General features: G+C 37.8%; 15 protein-coding genes and 1 pseudogene. 8 read left to right on the top strand and 8 right to left on the bottom strand.

The features are described 5' to 3' along the window. The gene (gene ppk1, locus ACY650_RS09770) at positions 1 to 1,983 is read left to right on the top strand and encodes a polyphosphate kinase 1 (protein WP_462254204.1); all 1,983 of its coding nucleotides are present in this window, start codon (positions 1 to 3) and stop codon (positions 1,981 to 1,983) included. Here ppk1 and ACY650_RS09765 read toward each other — a convergent pair. Together ACY650_RS09765 and ACY650_RS09760 are read right to left on the bottom strand one after the other, a co-directional pair. After that, positions 1,971 to 2,594 carry a Pycsar system effector family protein gene (locus tag ACY650_RS09765; protein WP_462254202.1) on the bottom strand — a complete coding sequence of 208 codons (624 nt, stop codon included), beginning with the start codon at positions 2,592 to 2,594 and terminating at the stop codon, positions 1,971 to 1,973. The two genes, ppk1 and ACY650_RS09765, sit on opposite strands and share 13 nt — an antisense overlap. Further along, positions 2,573 to 3,190, bottom strand: a complete 618-nt coding sequence (locus ACY650_RS09760; RefSeq protein WP_462254200.1) for an HD domain-containing protein — start codon at positions 3,188 to 3,190, stop codon at positions 2,573 to 2,575. The genes ACY650_RS09765 and ACY650_RS09760 overlap by 22 nt, the downstream gene beginning before the upstream one ends. 75 nt (positions 3,191 to 3,265) lie before the next feature. Here ACY650_RS09760 and ACY650_RS09755 point away from each other — a divergent pair, with 75 nt between their 5' ends. Both ACY650_RS09755 and ACY650_RS09750 read left to right on the top strand, forming a co-directional pair. Further along, positions 3,266 to 4,183: an SdiA-regulated domain-containing protein gene (locus ACY650_RS09755; RefSeq protein WP_462254198.1), complete on the top strand. Its 918-nt coding sequence runs from the start codon at positions 3,266 to 3,268 to the stop codon at positions 4,181 to 4,183. Positions 4,184 to 4,186: 3 nt separating this feature from the next. Beyond that, a complete protein-coding gene (locus ACY650_RS09750; protein ID WP_462254196.1) occupies positions 4,187 to 7,774 on the top strand; it encodes a BamA/TamA family outer membrane protein in 3,588 nt (1,195 codons plus the stop codon). Between the two features lie 29 nt (positions 7,775 to 7,803). Here the strand turns inward: ACY650_RS09750 and ACY650_RS09745 are convergent, their stop codons facing one another. Continuing rightward, positions 7,804 to 8,169, bottom strand: coding sequence for a DUF1573 domain-containing protein (locus tag ACY650_RS09745; protein ID WP_462254194.1), 366 nt, complete (start codon positions 8,167 to 8,169; stop codon positions 7,804 to 7,806). Between the two features lie 127 nt (positions 8,170 to 8,296). Here ACY650_RS09745 and ACY650_RS09740 point away from each other — a divergent pair, with 127 nt between their 5' ends. Then, entirely contained in the window at positions 8,297 to 9,532 is a 1,236-nt protein-coding gene (locus ACY650_RS09740) for a sensor histidine kinase (protein ID WP_462254192.1), read from the top strand. Further along, positions 9,525 to 10,211: a response regulator transcription factor gene (locus ACY650_RS09735; protein WP_462254190.1), complete on the top strand. Its 687-nt coding sequence runs from the start codon at positions 9,525 to 9,527 to the stop codon at positions 10,209 to 10,211. The genes ACY650_RS09740 and ACY650_RS09735 overlap by 8 nt, the downstream gene beginning before the upstream one ends. A gap of 44 nt (positions 10,212 to 10,255) precedes the next feature. On the opposite strand, the gene ACY650_RS09730 is transcribed toward ACY650_RS09735, so the two are convergent. Then, positions 10,256 to 11,095, bottom strand: a complete 840-nt coding sequence (locus tag ACY650_RS09730) for a T9SS type A sorting domain-containing protein (RefSeq protein WP_462254188.1) — start codon at positions 11,093 to 11,095, stop codon at positions 10,256 to 10,258. A gap of 138 nt (positions 11,096 to 11,233) precedes the next feature. On the opposite strand from ACY650_RS09730, the gene ACY650_RS09725 reads away from it, so the two are divergent. The 3 genes from ACY650_RS09725 to ACY650_RS09715 all read left to right on the top strand — a co-directional run bounded on the left by ACY650_RS09725 (position 11,234) and on the right by ACY650_RS09715 (position 14,314). Next, complete coding sequence (locus tag ACY650_RS09725; RefSeq protein WP_462254186.1) at positions 11,234 to 12,835, top strand: sensor histidine kinase; 1,602 nt, start codon at positions 11,234 to 11,236, stop codon at positions 12,833 to 12,835. Then, positions 12,825 to 13,514 (top strand): response regulator transcription factor, encoded by a 690-nt coding sequence (locus ACY650_RS09720; RefSeq protein WP_462254184.1) that lies wholly within the window; start codon positions 12,825 to 12,827, stop codon positions 13,512 to 13,514. The genes ACY650_RS09725 and ACY650_RS09720 overlap by 11 nt, the downstream gene beginning before the upstream one ends. Positions 13,515 to 13,585: 71 nt before the next feature. Further along, entirely contained in the window at positions 13,586 to 14,314 is a 729-nt protein-coding gene (locus tag ACY650_RS09715) for a 1-(5-phosphoribosyl)-5-[(5-phosphoribosylamino)methylideneamino]imidazole-4-carboxamide isomerase (RefSeq protein WP_462254182.1), read from the top strand. Here ACY650_RS09715 and ACY650_RS09710 read toward each other — a convergent pair. The 4 genes and pseudogenes from ACY650_RS09710 to ACY650_RS09695 all read right to left on the bottom strand — a co-directional run bounded on the left by ACY650_RS09710 (position 14,311) and on the right by ACY650_RS09695 (position 19,262). Further along, on the bottom strand, positions 14,311 to 14,667 hold the full coding sequence (locus ACY650_RS09710; RefSeq protein WP_462254180.1) for a hypothetical protein: 357 nt from the start codon (positions 14,665 to 14,667) through the stop codon (positions 14,311 to 14,313). The genes ACY650_RS09715 and ACY650_RS09710 overlap by 4 nt on opposite strands. Before the next feature lie 155 nt (positions 14,668 to 14,822). Next, positions 14,823 to 17,552: a translation initiation factor IF-2 gene (infB, locus tag ACY650_RS09705; RefSeq protein ID WP_462254178.1), complete on the bottom strand. Its 2,730-nt coding sequence runs from the start codon at positions 17,550 to 17,552 to the stop codon at positions 14,823 to 14,825. A 21-nt stretch (positions 17,553 to 17,573) separates the two neighbouring features. Beyond that, positions 17,574 to 18,814, bottom strand: a pseudogene (gene nusA / locus ACY650_RS09700) (transcription termination factor NusA). 1 nt (position 18,815) lies between these two features. Beyond that, positions 18,816 to 19,262 carry a ribosome maturation factor RimP gene (locus ACY650_RS09695; protein ID WP_462254176.1) on the bottom strand — a complete coding sequence of 149 codons (447 nt, stop codon included), beginning with the start codon at positions 19,260 to 19,262 and terminating at the stop codon, positions 18,816 to 18,818. Between the last annotated feature and the right edge of the window lie 322 nt (positions 19,263 to 19,584).

The raw sequence follows: 19,584 nt of genomic DNA, 5'->3' as shown, positions 1-19,584 counted from the left end.
GTGAAGCTATTTGACCGAGACCTTAGCTGGTTATCCTTCAATTACAGGGTTCTTATGGAAGCAATGGATGAACGTGTTCCATTGCTCGAGAGATTACGCTTTATCGCCATCTATTCATCCAATCTCGATGAATTCTTCAGAGTAAGAGTCGCCAATATTCGAAACATCAAGCAAATAGATAAAAAGAAAATCAATAAGAAGATTGACTTTGATGCTAAAGCGCTACTAGATAATATTCACCAAGAGGTAAAAAAGCAACTGAATCAATATGGGGAAGCGCTGAAAGGAATCATTCATCAGCTTGGAGAAAGGAATCATGTCATTTGCATGGACACTTCGGAGATACCGGAAGAACTTAAGCCAGACTTACTTCACTTCTTTAAGACAAAAGTTTCGGCTTTTATTAGGCCAATAAAGATTACAAAAGAAGACCCGCTATTTCTTGACAATCAGGCCATATACTTGACCGTAGAGTTAAAGAATAGCGATGTATATGTTCTTAATATTCCTACCGCTCACCTCAGTAGGTTTTCGTCGCACAGCATCGGAGATAAGACTTATTACATTTTCTTAGATGATATTATCAGAATCCACCTGGACATACTTTTTCCTCAAGAAAAAGTTATCTCTTCACATGCCATAAAACTCAACAAGGATTCCGATCTTCAAATCGATGACGAATTTGAAGGGAACTTGGTTAAGAAAATCGAGAAGCAAATTCAAAAAAGAAACCTAGGTACCCCATCCAGATTTCTATTTGACAGCGAAATGAGCCCAGCTCTTATAGATGTATTAGCAGTCAAGCTAGAATTACAGGCAGAAGACATGATAACGGGTGGGCGGTATCATAATCTCAATGATCTATTCCAAATTGACATTAAGGAACCAGCACTTGTCTATAAAAAATCAGAGGTAGTACCGGTCCCTGAACTTATGGAGTCGCGGTCTATTTTCAAGAGCATTGAAGAACGAGATCGATTGCTACATTTTCCTTATCAATCATATGATCATGTATTGCAATTTTTCAATGAAGCTGCCATTGATCCGGATGTAGTAGAGATAAATGTTACATTCTATCGAATGGCTAAAAATTCCATTATTGCAGAGGCACTAATTAGTGCAGCTAAGAATGGAAAGAAAGTCTCCGTCTTCATGGAAGTCAAGGCTCGTTTTGATGAAAAAAACAACTTGGAGTGGGCTCGAAAAATGAGGGCTGCTGGTATAAAGATTATTTACAGCCTACCTGGACTGAAGGTACATGCCAAGGTGGCTTTGGTGAAGAAAAAGGATCGAATGTATGGGTTTTTTGGAACGGGAAATTTGAATGAGAAGACATCTGAAATATATTGTGACCATGGGTTATTGTCTAAAAACCCAGATCTTACTAAAGAGCTTTCAGAAGTTTTTCAACACCTATTGACCAGATATACACCTCCTCCCTTCAACCATCTGATTGTTTCTCAATTTGGTGCCATTGAAGCATTTATAGCTAAGATTGATAGAGAGATTCAATTGGCTGAAGAGGGTAAGGAAGCACGTATTATCGTCAAGGTCAATAACCTTCAAGAAACGACACTCATCAAGAAACTTTATGAAGCAGATAAGAAAGGTGTAGATGTCAAGTTGATTGTAAGAAGTATCTGCTGTCTAGTACCAAACAAGACCTTGAAGGTGAAGCGGATTGTAGATAGATATCTTGAACACGGTAGGGTATTCTATTTTCATAATGATGGACAACAGGAAATTTACCTGGGGTCTGCAGATTGGATGAATAGAAACTTGCATCGTAGAATAGAGGTTTGCTTTCCAATATTAGAAGATAGAATGAAACAAGATATTCTTACCATTCTTAAATACCAATGGAAAGATGATATCAAAGGCGTATGGCTTTCCAAGAAAATAGAAAACCAGCGTCCACAAGTTGAAAAAGAAATCAGGGCTCAGATGGATACTTTCAAGTATCTAAGAGATCAATATGGATAAGGGGACTTAAAGAATAGCTCGGCTACAATGAATCCCAATATTGACAAAACAAAGCCGAACATAAAGATCGTATAGCTCATTCTCAAAAGCCGATACTTTTTACCCAACACAGCTCCTAAGAAGTAAATGTCCTTGATCATACTACCGTAGAGATAATCAGCATCTTTAAGCATCTCTTGCATTCCCCATTGATAGTCCTCAAGCTTCATTTTGTGAAAATTGCCAAAGAATAAGAGGTTTGCTTTTTTGTTGATTATATCTTCATGCTCAAATTTTCCTTTGGATACATTAGGTCGAGTTGCAAGCACTGCGAAAACGATGGTAGTAAGACAAACCAGCGTTAGCACTATTGCAGGGATAGTCATGTGAGGATATTCTTCAAGTTTTCGTATCAACACAGACACCATCACAGACAAGATGATGGAATTAATTGAAATCATAATGTTAGCCTTGTTATCGGCTATAGCACTAAGCTCCATATGATTTTTGGAAGTAGTACGAAACATTGTTTCAATACCTCTTGTAGGGGTAAGCTCTTTTGCTTTTTTTACCTTCTTTTTCAGCTTGGTTACTTTGTCTTCCAGCTCTTCTACTTTCTCGGTTTCTTCCATGATTTAAGGCGGTCTCGAACCTTTTTTAAATTTTCCTTAACTGCTGATTCGTAATGTTGTTTTGCATAGTCTGTAAAGAAACAATGCTTATCCAAAAATTCCTGATTCATCTGAAGCCATTCATTTTCCGATATTTTACAAAGCTTAGTTGTTTCAATTTCTTTATGAAGCAAATCTGCCTTTTTAAAATAATCACGACCTGCTAAGTGCATTAAATCAGCATCGCAGAGGATCTTCTCTAAGTTATTCTGAGGATTTTGCGGCATTTGTGTAGCCATTATGCACCCCTCAACTTTTGCAATTTTTTCTGCAGGATAGTCTTTTTCCTTGAGAAATTCACGAGCCATTTCAGCTCCATCTTTTTCATGATTCTCACAACCTCTGGTATAGCCTAAATCATGAAACCATGCAGCAATTTGTACGACCTCTTTATCGTCTGTTGTAAGATCTTGCTTTTCAGCAATCTCCTCCGCAGAGGCAACAACATCTATGGTATGGTTAACCGAATGATACGTCATATTATCAGGCAGATGCTTCGATAGCACGCTGATTGCATGATCCTTAACCTCAGTAATAATTGAACTTGAAATCATCATTCTTACTAATCCTACACAAAATAGAACAAAAATTAAGCATTTTAGTGTTGTAACGTTGACATTTTAGACCAACATATGCATTTCTTAAAGAACATTATTACCATTTTATTGTTCGCGCTTGCGATTTCTTTTAATCAAAGTTGTACTTCACCCTCCTTCGGTCAGCGTGCAGACAGTCTTTTCTTGGTTACAGATCATGTAGACTTCACATACAACCTGAAAGTACCAAACCAAAAGTACTTTATGCCATATGTTCTGGAGGAGATCTCCGGCTTATCATTCAAACAACCAAATACCATCTTAGCTATTGATGATGAGTCAGGAAAAATGTTTGAATACAACATCTCAGAAAAGAACATCATCCATTCTATTGCTTTCAACAAATCCGGAGACTATGAAGGAATTGAAATGGTAAATAATGAAGTATTCGTTCTAAAGAGTGATGGCGATTTATTCCAATTTCCATATGGCGAAAACAAGCAAACGAAAGCCATTAAGTTTGAAAATAAATTGAGCTCTAAGAACGATACCGAAGGCTTAGGATATGATCCAAAAACCAATCAACTCCTGATTGCATGTAAAGAAAAGGCCGGGATTGAAGATAGTGAATTCGATGGCAGAGCTTTCTATTCCGTCGATATCGACAAGATGAAATTAAATGAAAAACCAGCATTCATAATTGGCCCTAATGAGCTTAAAGCATTTTGGGAGGAAAATCGGTCTTTCAACTACGAAAAAGATCGTATCAAATTCAAACCATCCGCCATTGCGGCACATCCTATTACAGGTCACCTGTACATACTTTCATCGGTAGGTAAAATGCTTGTAGTAGTCGATAGTAATGGTGAAATTCAAGCTACATATCCTGTTTCTCCAAGAATATTGGGTCAACCAGAAGGGCTTTGCTTTGCCCCTAATGGTGACATGTTTATTAGCAGTGAGGGTGAAGGTGATAGAGGGTATATTATTAAATTCAAAATGAAAAAATCATAGCTGATGCGAAAGTTATTAATCATATTCTTGCTGCTTCCAGCAATAACTTGGGGACAAAAGATCTTTCTTATTGGTGATGCCGGAGAACCCAAGAATCCTGATAAAAATTTAGAGCTGCTCAAGGAAAAAATTAAAGAGGCGTCTAGTGACGACTTCCTAATATTTCTTGGAGACAATCTATATCCCAAAGGATTACCAGGAAAAGAAGATCCTGAGCGCGAAGAATTAGAAAAAAAGCTTACCCCACAATTAGAAGTGATGAAGGCTTTTCCTGGAAAAGCTTATATCATACCAGGAAATCATGATTGGGCACAAGGAAGAAAGTATGGATTCGAAAGAGCACTAGAGATGGAAGTATTCATTCGTGAATATTTTGAAGGACAAGATGTTTTATTACCCACTGGAGGATGTCCGGGGCCCATTGAAATTCCAATGAGCGATAAGTCAACACTTATCATTTTAAATACACAATATTTTCTTCATAGCTGGGACAAACCAGACGAACAAAGTGATTGTAGCAATAAATCCACAATTGAAACTTTAGTTGATTTAAAGGCTATGATAGAAAAGAATGCTGGTAAACATATTCTAATAGCAGCCCATCATCCAATGTTTACCTATGGAGAACATCATGGCAATTTCAGCTTTAAAGAGCAACTTTTACCGCTACCTATCTTAGGGAGTCTTCAGCCATTTTACAGAAGGTTCATTGGGAATATTCAGGATAATACACATCCTAAGTATCGCGCAATCATGAAGCAAATACTTGCAGCAATGAACGAAGCAGAAGACGTAGTTTATGCTGCTGGACACGAGCATTCACTTCAATTTCTTCAAAGAGAAGGGCATCACTTCATCGTTAGTGGATCAGGGTCCAAAGTCACTCATGTTAAACAGGGTAAGGGAAGTCTGTTTGCGAAAAAAGAACAAGGATTTGCTGTATTAGATTTGGATCAATCAGGCAAAGCTTCAGTAGCATACTGGGGAATTGATGGTGGCTTACTATACGAAAAAGATATCTATCAAAAAGAACTAAAAGAAAGCCCTTTAGAACAAACACCTATTGATTTTTCTGATAGTACTATCACGGTCGTCGCAAGCAAGAAATATGAAGGAACCAAAGGCAAGTATACCTGGCTTGGAAAAAACTATCGTGAAGTTTGGAGTACTCCTGTTGAAGTAGACGTAATGGACATCAGTAATGAAAAAGGAGGGTTGAAAGTATTGAAAAAAGGTGGCGGTATGCAAACAAAATCGCTGCGATTAGAGGCCGAGGATGGCAAACAGTATGTATTGAGATCCATTGAAAAATATCCTGAAAATGCAATCCCTCCAGCCTTGCAAAAAACGTTTGCGCAAGATATCGTTGAAGATCAAATATCATCATCTCATCCCTATGGAGCTTTCATTATTCCTCCCCTAGCTGAGGCTGCAAATATTTATCATTCAAATCCAAAGCCAGTATTCATTCCGGATGATCCAAGCTTAGGCCAATTTCAAACAACCTTTGCTGGCACATTAGCACTTTATGAGGAAAGAGCCAATGGAGAAGCGGCTGGAGATGCTCATTTTGGAGGTGCTGATGATGTTGAAGGCACTCTTAAAGTCTTGGAAAAACTTAAAAAAGACAATGACAATAGAGTGGATCAAAAGTTTGTGGTCCGAAATAGACTTTTCGACATGTGGATTGGGGATTGGGATAGACATGATGATCAATGGCGATGGGCTGAATTTGATGAAGATAAGGGCAAAATGTATCGTCCAATTCCTCGAGATCGTGATCAGGCATTTTTCATGAATCAGGGGATTATTCCAAAAATCGCCGCTCGTAAGTGGGCATTGCCAAAGATTGAAGGTTTTGATGAAGAAGTTGATTGGGCTCCAGGCATCAGTCAAAATGCACGTTTCTTTGATCGCACTTTTATGAACGAACCAGACTGGTCTGATTGGATGGAGCAGATCGACTTTCTCCAGAAAAATTTAACTGATCAAGTGATCGAAAATGCCGTTGCAGGGTGGCCTGATCAAATAGAGAAACTCACAGGTGAAAAAGTAATCACAGGCCTGAAAGCTCGCAGAGGAAATATGGAAACTTACGCGAGAGAATTATATCTATTCCTTTCCAAAGAAGTAGAAATTATTGGTTCAGATAAACATGAATACTTTCTTATCGAACACCTTGATACTGGACAAACCAAAGTCGTTGTGAAAAAAAGAAAGAAGGATGGAGAAACGGAGCAAGTATTATATGAGCGTCTCTTCAAACCAGATGAAACTAAGGAAATCAGACTCTACGGCTTGGATGGAGAAGATGTCTTTGAAGTAAAAGGCAACAATCCTAAAATAAAGACCAGAATTATTGGAGGTACGGATAAAGACCGCATCATCAACGGCAATGGCGACGAGAAGCTTTCTAAATTAAAAGTTTACGATAGATTGAAGAGTACCCAAGTGGAAGGTAATTCACGTGGTATTCTCAAACTTAGTGACGACCCGGCAGTCAACAGGTATGATAGAAAGGCCTTTAAATATGACATTTTAATGCCGCTAATAACTGGGGCACTGAATCCTGATGATGGTCTTTTCTTAGGAGCAGGCTTTGTTTACACTAAAAACGGTTGGAGAAAAGAACCTTTCGCTGCTAAGCATACTTTCACAGCAATTGGGGCATTTGCAACGGGGTCCTTCCAATTCAATTATTCTGGAGATTATACGGATGTCTTAGGTAAGTGGGACCTAAACACAAAGCTGCTGTGGCAAGAACCATTTTTTGTGAACAACTTTTTTGGAGTAGGGAATGAAACTGAATTTCTATCAAACCAATTTGTATCACCAGATGATGATGACATAGATTACTACAGAGTAAGAATGGATCGATTTGAAGTTGATGCTGGACTTTCCAGAAATGTTGGAGCAAAGGCTAAATTCTATTTTGGAACAGGCTATAAATCTGTCGAAGTGGAGAACACTGCGAATCGATTTATATCAGATGCTACGGCAGATCCAGCTGTCTTTGACCCTAATCAGTATTACAAATTCGTCACAGGAATTTCTTTTGATTCTCGAGACAACAAAGTTTTACCAAAAGCGGGAATGACAGCAAAAGCCGAAGTTGAACATTTGGAGGCAATAACGGACATTTCTGAAAGCACCACCCGTCTTAGTGCAGAGTGGTCCTTTTTCTTGACGGCAAAACTTCCTTCAAGATTAGTAATAGGTAATAGACTTGGTGTTGCCCACATAACTTCTGATGATTTTGACTTCTTCAATGCCAATATCCTTGGTGGTAGAACCAACCTAAGAGGTTATAGAAGAACACGCTTCTATGGACAAACATCATTCTATCATAACCTGGATCTAAGATTAAAGATTGCATCTTTCAGAAGCTACATATTCCCTGGTCAATTTGGATTGGTAGCCTTTCACGATGTTGGTCGAGTTTGGGTAGATGGTGAAAACTCTGATGAGTGGCATCAAGGAAAAGGATTTGGAATTTGGGTTAGTCCTCTCAACACGGTAGTCCTGAATCTCAATTATGCATTTGGAGAAGATGAAAACCTCCCAACTTTTGCAATGACATTTTTCTTTTAAAAGAAATCCCCCTTGAAAGGGGGATGAATTTACTTCACAACTTGCCCTTTAAAGTGCAAGTAAGTGTACCCATCTGAATCAGAGGTCTTGATTCTTATGTTCTTTTTGAATGCTCCTAAGCTTCCTGATCTAAAATCAGCAGTAATAGAAGCTGTTTCCCCTGATCTAATTTCACCTTTTGGAAATCTTACATTGGTGCATCCGCATGAACCTTTGGCTTCCAAAATCTGAATAGAGGATCCTGACATATTAGTAAACTCGAAGGTTAGATTCTGCAATTCATTCTGAGTAACCTCACCTAAATCAATGTATGTAGTCTTCCATTTTAACGAAGACACACCGGCAACTACAGCTACTGCAATTCCCAGCATTACGATAAAAGTCGCTTTTCTCATTATTTTAATTTTTAGTTTAGTCAAATCTGTGTTTGACGATTTTAGGAACCTGTTAATAAGCTCATAATGATTGTTAACGAGTTGTTAAACATCTAAAAATCAATACTTAACAGTTTAATTTTGATCTATGAAAAGTGCTCACATACGAGCTTTAATTGTTCTGGCAATATTTACGCTACTTGGAATCGTAGGAACTCAGGTTGTATGGCTTAACCGTGCAATTGAGCAACAAGATCAGGTATTTAACCACAACGTTCAGACTGCACTTCGAAATGTGGTTGAATCACTGTGTGAAGCAAATGGCAAAGATTTTCCTACTGTTAATCCAATCGAGCAAGTTGCTGGGAATTACTTCATAGTTCGAACAAACGATCGCATTGACCTTGCCAATCTTGAGTACTTAATATCCGCAGAAATCAAAAAAAGATCCATCTCTCAAGATTTCGAATACGGTGTCTATGATTGTGCCAATGATAAGATGGTGTACGCAGACAATGTTGATTTGAAAGGCGAAAGAAGGGCTGACGTAATTCCTGTCTTAGAAGATGAGGAATATTATTTTGGTGTGTATTTTCCCGACAAATCAAAAACGTTGTTTTCCGGGTTTGATCTATGGAAATTTACTACACTCATCACACTAGTCGTGATCGTGTTTTTTGGCTACGCTCTTTTCGTCATTCTCAGGCAGAAAAGACTTAGTGAAGTTCAAAAAGACTTTATTAATAACGTTAGTCATGAGCTTAAAACGCCGCTTTCAACTTTATCATTGGCATCTTCAACGCTTGGTAGCAGAGGTGCAGAAAAAGATGCGAAGTATGTGAAAATTATACAATCCGAGGTAGCACGACTTCAACAAAATGTGGAAGACATTTTGCACTCATCGTTACTAGACTCGCGGGTTACGTTTACAAAAGAAGCTATTGAAGTAATGGAATTTATTGGAGATCTCGTAGATAACTTCAAAAGTGAATACTCATCCCAAATGATCGAATGGTCGGTAGAAGGAAATTCTGAAAAAATCATTCAATCAAATAAGAAATTACTTGAAAACATTTTTAGAAATCTGGTTGATAATGCAATAAAATATGGAGGAAAAGAAATCAGTTTTAAGGTAGTACAAAGCCCCAAAAAGACTACAATCTCAGTATCAGATAATGGTGTCGGAATTGATGAAAAGTATCACAAAAAAGTTTTTAGTAGATTTTTTAGAATACCTGAAATTCATAATCAACACAATCAAAAAGGCTTCGGCCTAGGCCTTCAAATTGTTCAATCAGCCGTTAAAAAATTACATGGGAAAATAGCTTTAAGTTCAACACCCAACGTAGGAAGCACCTTCACTATAACTTTACCAAATGGCTAAAATCTTACTAGCAGAAGATGACGAAAATCTAGGATTTATGGTTCAAGATAATCTTGAGTCCTTAGGTCACTCAGTCAAATGGTGTCAAGACGGCACGCAAGCATTAGAAGCCTTTGGTAGCTCCGATTTTGAGATTTGCTTGCTAGATGTAATGATGCCTAAAATGGATGGTTTTGAGCTGGCAACCAATATCAGAAGGAAGAATGAACTCGTGCCGATAATTTTTCTAACAGCCAAATCTCAAGAAGAAGACAGGCTATTAGGATTTGAAATCGGAGGGGATGATTATGTAACTAAACCTTTTTCAATCAAAGAACTTACCTACAGAATCGAGGTCTTCCTAAGAAGAGTCAATAACAATTCTGACATTACTTCCACCCAGTTGATTCAATTCGGGAGTTCAACATTTGATACCAAGAATCTGATTTATTCTTATCAGAAGTACAATCAATCACTTACTCAAATGGAAGCAAACCTGCTTGCGTTACTTATTGCCAATAAAAATGAGTTGATAAAACGCGAAACCATTCTTGAAAAAATCTGGGGAGAGAATGACTACTTCAAAGGCAGGAGTCTTGATGTTTTTGTAACACGTCTTAGAAAGTATTTAAAAGATGATTCCTGTCTCGAGATTAGAAACCATCACGGCGTAGGCTTTACACTTCTCATTGAAGAATAAATTAAACTGCCGATCACCCTGTAACCGGCAGCTATTTGTTTAGCCTATTTAATCACTACCTTCTTTGTCACTCTATTCTTACCTTGAGCTATTTCAAGCAAATAAATTCCTTCTTTCTGTCCAGAAAGGTCAATAGTCTCAGAATAAGTACCCCCAAAGCGTTCAAAATATCTACTGAAGACTTCTTTACCTTCCAAGTTTGACACCTTGATGCTCAACTCACCTTCTTCAGGTAGCTGAAACCTTACTTTGAAGCGTCCATTTGGAGATGGGTTAGGATAGAAAACCAGATCTTCAAGCTCAAGTTCTTCATTTTTATCTACCCTTCCCTTTTTACCAAATTCATCACCCACATCCGTTATCTTAATTCGCTTCATAGTAATGACTTGAAAACGCTTACTACTATTCGCCTCATCCAACTTATCAAATAACATATCCATTTCTATCCCTAGCTCCTTCATCTTTTCTTTATACTCTTCTAAATCCATCCCATCTAGGTGGATATCAAAAAAACTGTTTGAAGAATCACTGTCAAAGTTTTTAAAAAAGAAAATGTTACTATCATCTTCATCATCGTCTCCATGGAAAAAATTAAATCCAGACCCACTTCGATTTTTTAATTGGTCTAAGTGAAGAAAGACATCCGATCCGCTATCACTATCAAACCAAAAGTTAAAGCCATCTTCATCTCCAGCAAATTCCTGATACTGCGGGTCAGCTTTCATTTCTTCCGTACTGTTGTACTCCCCATTAAAAGTCTTCTTTTCGCCATTAATCTCTTTGGTTATTTCTACCACGATCTTATTGTCATCATCTTGAGCTATCGCGGAACAGGTCATTGATAGCAAGAATGCTAAAGCTAGAATTGTTGATTTTGATTTCATATCCTTTGAATTTTAATAGTCCTAAATGCTAATCGAAAGTACGAATAGGCTTTGTATCTCTCTGTTAATCAGTCGTTAATCCTTGTTAAAAATGGTTAAACACGAACTGTAGACACATCTTAGTCGTATTTTTGAACCATGAAGCGGAAGACTTTAAGATGGATTATAGGACTCATGGGATTTGCCATGATGGGACTTATTGCATTTCAACTCTATTGGATAGACTCGCTTGTTGCTGCAAATGAAGAACGTTTCAAAAAAGACGTCCTGGACGCATTAAATACAGTAGCAAATAAGCTTGAGAAACAAGAAACTTTTGCTGCGCTTCAAAAATTTCAATACCTGAATTCACGGGTAAACCAAGAAGATCAAAATAATCATTTTAGAAAGCCTCCGCCCCCCGGAGCAAACAGAAATGAAAACATCAAAATAGTCGAAAATGGCAATCAACAGATGTTTTATTTTGCTGATACTGTAAATCAAGGAGGGTTTGAATTTGTTGTGAATTTTTCAAGCGTAGCAGATCAATTCTTTTTCGAAGAAACTCCTCCACCTCCTGGATCTACGGTGGAGCAATTGATCCAGGAAAGAGATGTAAGAATTCAGCAATTGGAAAACAAGCTTGCTAAAGTCTCTAAGAGATATGAGATTACTTTTAATGTGATGAACGACCTGATGGGCCCAAATAGACCATTGGCATCTCGCTTTCATCGACAACAACTCGATTCTCTTCTACAAAACGAGCTCCTAAGAAAAGGAATTGATATCGAATATGAATATGGTGTAATGCAACCACTTCAGCAGCGATTCCTAATTTTAACAGATTTAGAAAAACAAAAAGAGATAGAAAGAAGTGAATTAAAGGCTTCTCTCTTTCCAAATGACATCTACAGAAATGACAGTCTAATTATCGTAGACTTTCCAGGTAAACAAGGCTATTTACTAAGCAAAGTCTGGTCTGCAATGGTTAGTTCGGGATTCCTAGTATTGGTAATACTTTTTTGTTTCGGGTACAGCATTAGAACAATTGTGAGACAAAAGAAATTATCCGAAATGAAAAACGACTTTATCAATAATATGACGCATGAATTGAAGACTCCAATTGCAACCGTATCATTGGCAGTAGAGGCATTGAATGATAAGGATATTGAGCAAAGCAAACTTCGAACAAAGTATATCAAGGTAATTGGTGAAGAAAATAAAAGACTGGGCGATCAAGTAGAAAAAGTTCTCCAGATTGCTGCAATAGATAGAAATGATTATAACCTGAAGCATGAAATGTTGCGAATGAGTGACATGGTAAAAAGTGCAGCAGAACATATTTCTATTCAAGTGGAGCAGAGGGGAGGAAGATTGAACATGATTGAAAAGGCTGAAAATGATCTTGTCAATGGAGATGAAATGCATCTGACAAATATTGTTCTTAACCTGCTTGACAATGCAAATAAATATTCCCCAGAAACTCCAAACATAACATTGAGAACTGCCTCGGATGAGGAAGACTTTATCATTTCAATTCATGATAAAGGCATTGGCATGTCAAGAGAGCAGCAAAAGCATATTTTCGAAAAATTTTATCGAGTATCTACAGGCAATGTACATGATGTGAAAGGCTTTGGACTGGGTCTTGCATACGTGCACAGAATAGTTGAAGCGCACGGCGGAAGTATACATGTGGACAGTGAGCCCGGTAAAGGAAGTAAATTTTCAATTACAATACCATTAGCGAATGAAGCCTAAATTATTAATAGTAGAAGATGACCCAAATCTTGGCGAAATACTTAGCGAGTATCTTGGATTAAAAGGTTTCGATACCACTTTAAAGCGAGATGGAGAAGAAGGTGGGATAGCATTCAAAAAAGATGTTTTCGACTTATGTATCCTAGATCTAATGATGCCAAAGAAGGATGGCTTCACTCTTGCAAAAGAAATCCGTTCGACTGATGAAGACACTCCCATCATTTTTTTGACAGCAAAGTCAATGAAGCAAGATATTATCAAAGGCTTTACAATCGGTGCTGACGATTATATGACGAAGCCTTTCAGTATGGAAGAGCTGCTATTGAGAATTCAGGCAATTTTAAAACGATCCTCCAAAGAGGAAGAAGATGAATTCCCAAATCCATTTCAAATTGCTGGACTTACCTACTTCTATAGAGAAAATAGACTTGTTCTGCCAGATAAAGAGATTAACCTAACCACAAAAGAAAATGAATTGCTCAAGATCTTCTTTGAAAATGTAAATAGGACAGTCGAAAGAAGTGTAGCACTAAAAAAGATATGGAAAGACGATAGTTATTTCAATGCAAGAAGCATGGATGTATATATCGCAAAAATCAGGAAGTACCTTCAAAGTGAACCCAGTCTTAAGATTTTAACAATTCACGGTGAAGGATTCAAATTAGTAGAAGTTAATTAACAAAAATCTGGAAGGGATTGTGTATATTTAGAATGGAGCGATTCCACTAAAGAACCTTTCTAAATTTTATTATGCTTCTAGTTCCATCAATATCAGTTATTGAAGGCAAAACCATTCGCCTTACTCAAGGAGACTTCTCCAAAGAAAAAGTCTATGATGAAACCCCTATTGATGTTGCTAAGCAATTTGAAGATCATGGGATCTCAAGAGTGCACCTAATCGACCTTGATGGTGCAAGAAAAGGCACATCTGTCAACTATGATATTTTGCACATGATCGCGGCTTATACCGATCTTAAAATAAATTTTACTGGAGGAATACATACGGATGGTGATGTGCTAAAAGCTTTTGAATACGGAGCAGAAAGTATAACTGCAGCATCAGTAGCAGTATCTAACAAAGAACAATTCGCCAACTGGTTGATGTCCTATGGAAGAGAAAAGGTAGCTCTGGCAGCAGATAGTCTAGAAGGAAAAATTAGAATTAGAGGTTGGCAAAAAGCCACCTCCAAAGACCTATTTGATCATATTTCTTTTTTCTATGATAGGGGGCTCAAGTATTTGAAAACCACTGATATCTCAAAAGATGGTGCTATGGAGGGACCTTCTTTCGAACTTTACAAAAAGCTATTAAAGGAATTTCCAGACCTATCCATATTCGCTAGTGGAGGAGTTCGAGGTATGGATGATATAAAAAAGCTTAGAGACCTTGGCCTTTACGGTGTAATCTTTGGAAAAGCTTTCTACGAGGGAACAATATCATTAGAAGATATTGACAATTATCAATCTATCGAAGCTTAAGGAGCTTCTTCTCCGTCGTACTTGAATTTATAAAGAAAGTAAAAGATGAAATTGTACTTACTTACAGACTCTTCTTTTGCAGAATCGATCTTTTCAATAGACTGATAAACGGGAGTTTTGGAATCTTCAACTTCCTCTTCAGGCTCTTCTTGAAGTTCTTGATCAATGGCTTCCGTGGCAGAACCAGAATCAGGTCTCATCATACCTTGATCAGACTTTCGTCTACCTTCTTGCTCCTGCTCTTGACCGTCAGATTTTTTCTCTTTTTCTGTTGTGTTAGAATAACCAACATTGACGGTAAAAACCAATGCGAAAATGAATAATATGTACCTGAAATCTTTCAAGAATTTCATCTTAATCCCCAAAGTAACGAAATAAAGTACGGAAGGTTTAATTTTTTTACAAAACTTAACCTTCAGATAATACTATTCTAAGAATAAATATTACTTTAAAACAAAATTGCCTGCTTATTAGGCAGGCAATTCAAAATTCATTCTATGAAACTGAACTATAATGTTCTTTTCACTTCTCTTACTTCAAAGCCTTCTATAATATCTCCAACCTTGATGTCATTAAAGTTCTTAATGCTCAATCCGCATTCGTATCCGTTCTTAACTTCTGAAACGTCTTCTTTAAATCGCTTCAATTGGTTGATTTCTCCAGTGTATACCACAATACCATCACGCACCAAACGAACCTGATTAGATCTTTTGACATTTCCGTCTGTCACATAACATCCTGCAACTGTCCCTACTTTAGAAATTTTGAATACATCACGAACCTCAATATTACCAGTTATAACTTCTTCACTGGTTGGTTCGAGCATACCTTCCATTGCATCTTTAACATCATTGATGGCATCGTAAATGATAGAATACAGTCTAATTTCAATTTCCTCTGTTTCAGCAAGCTTCCTAGCACCTCCTGAAGGACGAACTTGGAAACCAACAATTACTGCATCAGATGCTGATGCTAACAACACGTCTGATTCCGAGATTTGACCAACAGCTTTATGTAATATGTTAACCTGAACTTCTTCGGTAGAGAGTTTCAGTAAGGAGTCAGCTAGTGCTTCAATTGAACCATCAACATCACCTTTAACAATAACATTCAGCTCCTTAAAGCTTCCTATCGCAAGTCTTCTACCAATCTCATCTAGAGTAATATGCTTTTTAGTTCGTATAGATTGCTCTCGAAGTATCTGCTCTCTTTTGTTCGCAACTTCCCGAGCTTCTCTATCACTCTCCATTACGTTGAACTTATCGCCCGCCTGAGGAGCACCATCTAAACCTAACATCAAAACAGGTGTTGAAGGCCCTGCCTTGGCAACTTTATGGCCTCTGTGATCAAACATTGCCTTCACCTTACCAAAATATGGTCCGGCAAGTAATACATCTCCTACTTGTAAGGTTCCCGCTTGAACCATAATAGTAGAAACATATCCTCGCCCTTTGTCAAGAGAGGCCTCGACTACAGATCCTGTTGCTGCTTTGTTAGGGTTTGCTTTTAACTCCAGTAGTTCAGCCTCTAAGAGTACTTTATCTAAAAGCTCATCTATCCCTTCTCCTGTTTTTGCGGAAACATGCTGACACTGATACTTACCACCCCAATCTTCGACAAGAATATTGATATTGGAAAGATCTTCTTTAATCTTATCTGGATTAGCATTTGGCTTATCCACTTTATTGATTGCAATCACAATTGGCACTCCTGCAACTTGAGCGTGATTTATTGCTTCTTTAGTCTGAGGCATCACAGAATCATCAGCAGCTACAACAATAATAGCAACATCCGTAATCTTAGCTCCTCTTGCACGCATTGCTGTAAAAGCTTCGTGACCTGGAGTATCTAGAAAAGCAACACGCTTGCCACTTTCAGTCATCACGTCATAAGCACCAATGTGCTGCGTAATTCCACCCGCTTCACCTTCCGTTACTTTAGAATCTCTGATATAGTCAAGTAATGATGTTTTACCATGGTCTACGTGACCCATTATTGTAACGATAGGAGCTCTATCTTCTAATTTAGTTTCATCATCCTCCTCCTCAATAATATCCGTCTCCTCTTTAGCTTCTGTAAAGTCTACCTCAAAACCAAACTCATCAGCTATCACTGTTATTGTTTCAGCATCTAGTCTTTGATTGATCGAAACGAACATCCCTAATGACATACATGCAGAAATAACATCATTGGCTGTAACATCCATCAATGAGGCAAGGTCATTTGCTGAGATGTATTCCGTTACATTTAGTGTTTTAGAATCTTCTTCAGCCTGTAGCTGTCTTTCTTCTTCAGCCTCAGCTTTTGCAGATCTTTTATCTTTTCTATACTTAGATCTCTGCGATCCTCCCTTGCCACTTCCTCCGCTAAGTTTAGCAAGTGTGGCTTTGATTTTATCCTGAATTTCCTTGTCAGATAATTCTTCTGTCTTTCTTCCAGACGAACTTCTTCCTCTATCATTACGATTCCCAGAATTTCCACCACCACTACCTCTTTGTGGCGGTACGCCACCACCTGACTGAATCCGTTTTCTAGGACGTTTCTTCCTGTCCTGATTAGAATCTGACGAAGCAACTGGTTTCGGTTTATCTTTTGGAAGCTCTATCTTATCCAAAACCTTTAATCCTCTCAGGGAATCTGCTTTGGCCTTAATAACCTCTTTTTCAGGAGTTTTCTCTTCTTTTTCGGGACTCTTCTCTTCTTCTTTTTCTTCAGGTTTCTCTTCTTCCACCTTTGGTGGCTCCTCTACTACTTTTTCTTCTTCAACAGGAGGCTCTGAAGCTACTGGGGCTTCCTCTTTTTCTTCAACCTTAGGCTCTTCAACTTTAGGCTCTTCTTCCTTAGGTTCCTCTTCCTTTTTCTTTTTGTCAAGGTCAATTTTTCCAACGACTTTGGGGCCATCCAACTTTGTTCTAGCAGAGATTTTCTCTGGTTCAGCTTCCGCACCAACATTGTCCTTGATGAGAATTCGCTCATCCTCTTTTTTCTCTTCCGCAGATACCTTTTCTGCATTTATGACCAGGTTATCGGTTTTTCCACCGATGGTCAATTCAGATGCCTCTTCTTTGTCATGCGCCGAATCAGCAAATTCGCGAGCAAGCATATCATACTGATCCTGAGGAATTTTCGAATTTGGATTGGAATCTACTTCGTGACCCTTTTCCTTTAGAAAATCCAGGATAGTATTCTTACCTACGTTTAGCTTTCTTGCTACTTGACTTAATCTGTATTCTGCCATATAAACGTTTCAAAATTAGTCTTATTCAAATTCCTGGCTTAGAATTCGAATTAACTCTTGTACTGTTTCTTCTTCTAAATCTGTTCTTCTAACTAGATCATCTATACCCAACTTGAGCACACTCTTAGCTGTGTCCAAACCAACACGCTTAAGCTCATCGATCACCCAATCTTCAAGCTCATCAGTAAACTCTTCAAGATCTACATCTTCATCTGATGTTTCATCAAGTTCTCTAAAGACATCTATTTCCATCCCTACAAGCTTACTTGCTAATTTGATGTTCTGTCCACCTTTACCAATAGCCAAAGATACCTGATCAGGCTTTAGATAAACAGAGACTCTATCCTTCTCTTCACTTATTTTCATACTCGTAATCTTAGCCGGGCTTAAGGCTCTAGCTAAATAGAGTTCCAAATTATCCGTAAAGTTTATTACATCAATATTCTCATTTTGCAGCTCTCGAACGATAGAGTGAATCCTTGAACCTTTCATTCCTACGCATGCACCAACCGGATCGATTCTATCATCATATGATTCAACGGCCACTTTGGCTCTCTCTCCTGGCTCTCTGACGACATTTTGATAGTAATAAGTCCATCATAAACTTCAGGAACTTCTGCTTCAAATAGCCTTTCAAGAAAAACTGGAGAAGTTCTAGAAAGAATGATTTTTGGATTACCATTAACCATCTCAGCCCTATGTACGATTGCTCTTACTGCATCCCCCTTTCTATATCTATCTTTTGGTATTTGCTCACCTTTAGGAACAGTGAGTTCATTACCTTCTCCATCAGTTAGCAAAACCTCTCTTCCCAATACCTGGTAAACCTCACCTTGGATTATTTCACCGACAAGATCTTTATACTTCTGGAAAAGAATGTCTTTTTCTAGATCTTTAATTTTCTGGATTAGCGTCTGTCTAGCAGTCATTACTGCTCGCCTTCCAAAATCTTCGAGTTTAATCTCCTCGGCAACTTCTTCTCCAATCTCGAAATCTGGCTCAATTTTTATCGCATCAGAAAAACTGATTTTATCATGATCCCAAATATCTTCGGAATTGTCATCAACAATTTCTCTAAACCTCCATATCTCTAGGTCTCCATTGTCTGCGTTAATTACGATATCGAAGTTATCATCGGTCTCGTATTTCTTACGAATCATAGTTCTGAATACATCTTCCAGAATTCTGATCATAGTTGGGCGGTCAATGTTCTTGCCTCTGGCAAAGTCCGCAAACGAATCAATTAATACTGACGCTTCCATCTTACTTGAATGATACTTTTACTTTTGATTGTTTTATTTCTTCAAAATTCAGCGATTTATCCTCTGCTTTTTGCTTGAGAACAATCGCATCCTCCTTAACTTCAGTTAACTCCCCTTCAACCATAACTCCATCTTTCAATTCTACCTCTAAATTCCTACCAACATTTTTCACGTATTGTCGAAACAGCGTAATTGGAAAGTCAAGGCCTGGCGAAGATACCTCTAATGTATATTTACCAAGCATGAAGTCCTCTTCTTCTATTTCTGCACCAACCTCACGACTTATCTTACCACATTGATCTATCGATATTCCATTATCTCCATCAATGAAAATAAGAACCTTTTGATTTCCTGTATTCCCCTTGACTTTGACATCAATAAGAAATAGATCATCAAAATTGGTAACGGCCCTTTCGGCTAAGTCTTTGATTTTCCTCTCTTCTTCCACAATTCCATGAATAAAAAGAGGGGACTGTCGTCCCCTCTTTCGGTATTCTAATTTGTAATTAATTGCAAAAGTAAAAAACATAAATGTCAAATCCTCTTTTTTGACCAGAAAAACTATATTTTTCTCATCTCACAAAATTTAGAAAAAGAAATTAAGCCATTCATCTAAAGTTGATGTCATAACTGGCTGATTTTTTGGAAATTACTCCCACATATTCTAATTTTTACAATTAGTTTTAGGAGGAGTTTCACCGCCCAATTTTGTTAACCATAAAAAACCAAAAAGACCGTCTTTTAGGTCAGCCTTAGCTATTCGAATTTAT

This window comes from Ekhidna sp., from assembly GCF_963691765.1.
Taxonomy (GTDB): domain Bacteria; phylum Bacteroidota; class Bacteroidia; order Cytophagales; family Cyclobacteriaceae; genus Ekhidna.
This window is presented reverse-complemented; position numbering and strand designations above follow the sequence as displayed.